General features: G+C 60.0%; 3 protein-coding genes and 4 pseudogenes. 1 reads left to right on the forward strand and 6 read right to left on the reverse strand.

Features of this window, described 5'->3' with window-relative positions; translation table 11 throughout:
• Positions 1–153: 153 nt before the first annotated feature.
• Positions 154–466 (reverse strand): annotated as a pseudogene (locus G6N73_RS37745) (aminotransferase class I/II-fold pyridoxal phosphate-dependent enzyme); the annotation flags it as partial.
• Positions 457–780: pseudogene (locus G6N73_RS34735) on the reverse strand (sarcosine oxidase subunit alpha); the annotation flags it as partial. The pseudogenes G6N73_RS34735 and G6N73_RS37745, both read right to left, overlap by 10 nt.
• A 67-nt stretch (positions 781–847) precedes the next feature.
• On the opposite strand from G6N73_RS34735, the pseudogene G6N73_RS38480 reads away from it, so the two are divergent.
• Positions 848–1,068 (forward strand): annotated as a pseudogene (locus tag G6N73_RS38480) (succinyl-CoA--3-ketoacid-CoA transferase); the annotation flags it as partial.
• A gap of 211 nt (positions 1,069–1,279) precedes the next feature.
• Here the strand turns inward: G6N73_RS38480 and G6N73_RS37750 are convergent.
• From G6N73_RS37750 to G6N73_RS37755, 4 genes and pseudogenes are all read right to left on the reverse strand, one after another.
• The gene (locus G6N73_RS37750) at positions 1,280–1,702 is read right to left on the reverse strand and encodes an FCD domain-containing protein (protein ID WP_246252812.1); all 423 of its coding nucleotides are present in this window, start codon (positions 1,700–1,702) and stop codon (positions 1,280–1,282) included.
• A gap of 266 nt (positions 1,703–1,968) precedes the next feature.
• The gene (locus G6N73_RS34750; protein WP_165034402.1) at positions 1,969–3,276 is read right to left on the reverse strand and encodes an aspartate aminotransferase family protein; all 1,308 of its coding nucleotides are present in this window, start codon (positions 3,274–3,276) and stop codon (positions 1,969–1,971) included.
• Between the two features lie 81 nt (positions 3,277–3,357).
• On the reverse strand, positions 3,358–4,527 hold the full coding sequence (locus G6N73_RS34755) for a M20 aminoacylase family protein (RefSeq protein WP_165034403.1): 1,170 nt from the start codon (positions 4,525–4,527) through the stop codon (positions 3,358–3,360).
• 71 nt (positions 4,528–4,598) lie between these two features.
• Positions 4,599–4,722, reverse strand: a pseudogene (locus G6N73_RS37755) (ABC transporter permease); the annotation flags it as partial.

Below are 4,722 nucleotides of genomic sequence, written 5' to 3' on the forward strand. Positions count from 1 at the left end.
AAAGATCGGCATGGCCAATCTCGCCTACAATCTCACGCGCTACGTCTGGCACGAGGGGCGAACTGCGTCCGCATGACGGCGAAATCGGTGAGATCGGCAGCCACCGGCCGAATTGATCGGCCCGCACAGCGGTAAATTGCCCGTCGAACGCACTCATAAAGCTGCCCGGTCATCGCTACTCGTTTTAGGCCAAAAGGACGGTAAATCGAGGTGTCCAACCTGTGTAAAAGCCGAAACCGCCCGATCGATATTCTCGGCAGAACGTGCTGCCGACATTTGCGTGCGGATGCGCGCCTGGCCTTTCGGGACGACGGGAAAGGAAAAGCCGGTCACATAGATCCCTAGTCTAGCTCAATCATCTTCTCGGCCATCTGCTGGGCGAGTGCAGCATCCCTGATCATGACGGGAATAATCGGATGATCGCGCCAGCCAATGTGAAGCCTGATTCACTCATCTTAGAGCGGAAGTAGAGACCATACGTCCGAAACCGAGGTCGGCGGGTACGACTGTGCCGTTGATCTCGTTATGGGTCACGTGGCCCTTTTCGATGCGTAACACTGACAACGTTTCGACTCCGTAGGCGCAGATATCGTGTACCTTGCCCGCTTCCATCAGTGCGTCGGCCACCGCCTCGGCATAGCCCGCGGGAACCGCCAGTTCGCCGGAGAACGATATGCGGAACAGGCGGCCGAAGAGCGTGCCGTCAAACAGCGAGACTTCCTTGGCAGCCAGGAAAGGGAAACCCTCATTGGAAATGTCTTCGTCGACGATCTTCTGCATAGACGAGGTCTTCATCACCTCTACCGCCGGCGGCATCATGCCCGTCACCCAAGTTGACGGGTCTTTAATGAAGAAGGTCGTCGTAGTCATGGATCACACCAATAAGGCAGATGAATCCAAGGTGATGAAGGCTGCACGCTGCCTTTGACGGGCCAAGGCGTTGTCGACCGGTTCATGACGATTGGCGTCCTCGACATCGTCGAAGGTGGTTTGAAGCTGGTGGCGCTCGCCGATGGTGTGACCGAAAGCGAGCTGCGCCAGACCACCGAGGCAACGATCGTCAATTAATGGATTGCTCGGTCGAACTCAGGCCAAACCCTCATCCAAAGAACAGCGGAAGGAGCCATCATGAGCATGGCATCCATCGTCGCGGCCAAAACAGCACCTGACCTGCGAATGGCGTTACCCCGGCCGCCCAGGCCCACTCGGCTGTCGTTGAACCAATTTTAACGACAGGCGCTTTTCTCTTGGTTCAGAGGTGCCCCGTAAGGAAGCGTTCTCACGCCGTCGCTTTGCGGAAGCTCATTGCTTCAAGCAAGAATTCGCCAGCGTTGCGGATCTCCTCGACGAGGAACTCGCGCGCCAGATCAGAATGGCCTTGGCGCAGGGCGTCGGTGATTTCCTTGTGCCTGTGCGGCGCCCTTCCGAGTGAGCTTCCTAGCAGCGCCCAGCGAGCCCCCCAGAACATCGGGCTGCAGCGAAGCCACAGGCTCTCGATGAAGCTGAGCAGCAGGGCCGAACCGGAGGAGCGGTAGAGCGCAAACAGGAAGCCGGGTATCAGCTTGCCGCACGCCTTTCGGATCGCTGGCGAGCCTGGCCGCTCGAACCGAGGGGGCATCAGATGCGGCGCGGCAAGCGTCAGCGCCCGCGGCTCCAATTGCAGGCGCATCGCCGTCAATTCGGAAACCTCGCGCCGGGTCATGCGCGGCACCACCGCTGTCCACGACGGTTTGGCATCCAGTGCTCGCTCATTCACCAGGCGGTGTAGCGCACCGCTCAGGCATGGGGCTCAGCGACAATGCCGCGCAGACGCCCCGCATGGAAAGCTTGCTGTCCGGCGTGAAGTCGCCGTTAATAAGTGCGAGGCGGATGAGCCGATAAGCTTCCTCCTCCAGCGCGCCGGCTGCGGAGGTCGACGTAACTTTATTGCTCCTGTCCATCTCGCACCGTTCTGCCTATGGTCCGGCCCTATTGTAGCAACGCCGCCCGGGTGTCGAGGAAATCCTCGAGGGCAGCGGTGAACTGCGTAAGGTCGCGTTCCGTCATCGGCAAGCTGAGTGCCGTCATGCCGCGGCGAGCGATGTAGACGCCGGCGTCGAGCATGTCGAAGAAGAACAGCTCTTTCAGCGCCTCCTCCCTAGGGGTGATGGCATAGGGACGGTCGATCCGGCCCCGACGGAAATGGGCTGTGGCGAGCGAGCCGAGACCACAGAACTGCAGCGGTGCACCGGCCTTGTCGGATATCGTGTTGAGTTGTTCGCGCAGGCTTTCGCCAAGCGCGAACAGGTTGGCTGCCGCTGCGGCGGTAAAGACCTCTCCCATGGCGGCGATGCCTGCCGCCATGGACATTACGTTGTTATTGAAGGTCCCGGCGTGAGGCACCTTGGAGGCGAAGATGTCCATGACGTCTTGCCGCCCGCCGAAAGCGCCGAAGCTCATGCCGCCGCCGACATATTTTCCAAGCGTGGTCATGTCGGGCAGGATGCCGAGGCGTTCCTGCAGGCCGCCTTGCGACATGCGCGAGGTCATCACCTCGTCGAAGATCAGGATCGCGCCGGCAGCGCGCGTGGCCTCGGCGACGGCAGCCAGGAAGGCAGGCTCGGCGGGGATGCAGCCACCGCTGCCCAGCATCGGCTCCACGATGACCGCTGCGATCTCGCCAGCTGCCGAGCGGATGGCGGCCACCGTGCCGTCGATGTCATTATAGTTGCATAGCGTCACTGGGAACGGGGCGGCAATAGGGCTGGAGCCGGTCACGGGGTAGTACAAGAGGCTGCCGTGATAGCCGCCGCGGAAGGCGATGATGCGGCTACGGCCCGTCACTACCTGCGCGGCGCTGAGCGCAATCAGGTTGGCCTCTGTGCCGCTGTTGGTGAAGCGGATCATGTCGATCGACGGGAAGCGGCTGCAGAGGATCCTGGCCAGATGCTGCTCGGCCTCGCCCACTGCCGCCAGACTCAGCCCCCGCTCCATGGCGTCGTGTAGGGCTGCGTGGATGCGCCTTTCCGTATGGCCGAACAGGCCGGCAGTATATTCGCCGCAAAGGTCGAGATAGGCATTGCCGTCTATATCCAGAAGCCGGCAGCCGTCTCCCCGCGCCATCGCGGTCGGAAAAGGCTCATAGGCGAGCACGGTCCGGGTGTTGCCGCCGGGGAGAACCTTCACCGCCTGACAATGCAACGCGGCGCTATTGGGGCGCTTCGCGGCGTAGCGCTCCCTCACTTCGAGGAGGGCTGCGTCGATGGAAGAATTCTGTCGGGCGGGGCTTTGGTACATGACAATCCTGATCGCATTATGCCGGCACGGCCATTCAACATCGCGCTCGAGCGCACCTCACCAACTCCAGCCCACGACACTTCAAGCACCCAGTACCGTGTCGACCAGGTTCACCCAATAGCCGATGCCATAAGGCAAGGCTTCGTCGTTGAAATCATATGCTGGGTTGTGACAATCAGCGGTTCGCCCGTTGCCAAGAAAAATGAAAGCGCCCGGCCGTGCCTCAAGCATGTAAGCAAAATCCTCCGCCCCCATGCTTGGTCTCATCTTGTCGTTCACGGATTCAGACCCGACGAGACTGCGTGCCGCCTTGATTGCCAGATTGGTCCCCTCCGTGTGGTTAAAGGTAACCGGAACAGATCGGAGGTACTTGAACTCGATATCCGCGCCAAAACCGCGCGCGATGCCCTGAGCAGATGCCAAAATCTCTCGTTCGGCAAAGTCTCGCAGGCCCGATGCGTGGGTCCTGACAGTTCCGGACATTTCAACGCGATCGGGAATGACGTTGTAGGCCTGTGCAGCGTTCAACTTAGTGACGGAGATCACCAGCGTCTCCATAGGATCGGTCTTGCGCGAAACCAAGGTTTGCAGACCGATGATTATCTGTGCTGCAATGACAACGGGATCGATGGTACGATGCGGGTGGGCTGCATGGCCACCACTGCCCTTCACGATGATGTCGAAGTCGTCCTGCGAGCCCATGATCGGACCATCGCAAATGCCGAACTTGCCGATCTCCACGCCTGGCCTGTTGTGCATGCCGAAGACCTGGGAGATGCCGAAACGATCCATGATCCCTTCCTGGACCATCTTAAAGCCGCCTGTTGGGAATTCTGGCTCTTCTGCCGGTTGAAAGATCAGGGCAACCGAACCCTTGAATTGCCGTGCAGACGCCAGGTATTTCGCGGCGCCCAGCAACATGGCGGTGTGACCGTCATGGCCGCATGCATGCATTACGCCCGGGTTTTTGGACGACCAGGGCTTTCCAGACGCCTCAACGATAGGCAGGGCATCCATGTCGGCCCTCAGCCCGATCGTCGGCCCTTCTCCTCCTTCACCCTGAATCAAAGCGACGATGCCGGTCTCAGCTATCCCCGTTTCGATATGATTGATGCCGAATGACGCCAGTTTCCCGGCCACGAACTTCGCTGTGTTGTGTTCCCGAAAGTCGGGCTCGGGATTTTCATGAAGGTAGCGACGCCACTCGGTTGCCTCGCGCTGCAAATCTCGAAACATTTCAACGCCGTTCATTTCGCATTAGCCTTTCTTCGAGGCGGCCGGTCAAATGAAGTCCGTCCGCAAGGGGTATCAAAACGCCCTCGGCTAACGTACAAGCGAGAACTTGAGATCATGTTGCCCCAGCTGGGAATCTCGGGCGGCACACCCACACCCAGAAAGCTTAGCCCTGCCTCGGTCAGAATTGCACTGGCGCAGACAGTGGCGCTC

It is taken from the genome of Allomesorhizobium camelthorni (assembly GCF_011045125.1).
Lineage (GTDB): Bacteria > Pseudomonadota > Alphaproteobacteria > Rhizobiales > Rhizobiaceae > Allomesorhizobium > Allomesorhizobium camelthorni.

Bases quoted from the DNA above. Each gene is read 5' to 3' on its own strand.
- G6N73_RS37750 (WP_246252812.1), bottom strand. From the start codon at position 1,702: ATGACCCGGCGCGAGGTTTCCGAATTGACGGCGATGCGCCTGCAATTG.
- G6N73_RS34750 (WP_165034402.1), bottom strand. From the start codon at position 3,276: ATGTACCAAAGCCCCGCCCGACAGAATTCTTCCATCGACGCAGCCCTC.
- G6N73_RS34755 (WP_165034403.1), bottom strand. From the start codon at position 4,527: ATGAACGGCGTTGAAATGTTTCGAGATTTGCAGCGCGAGGCAACCGAG.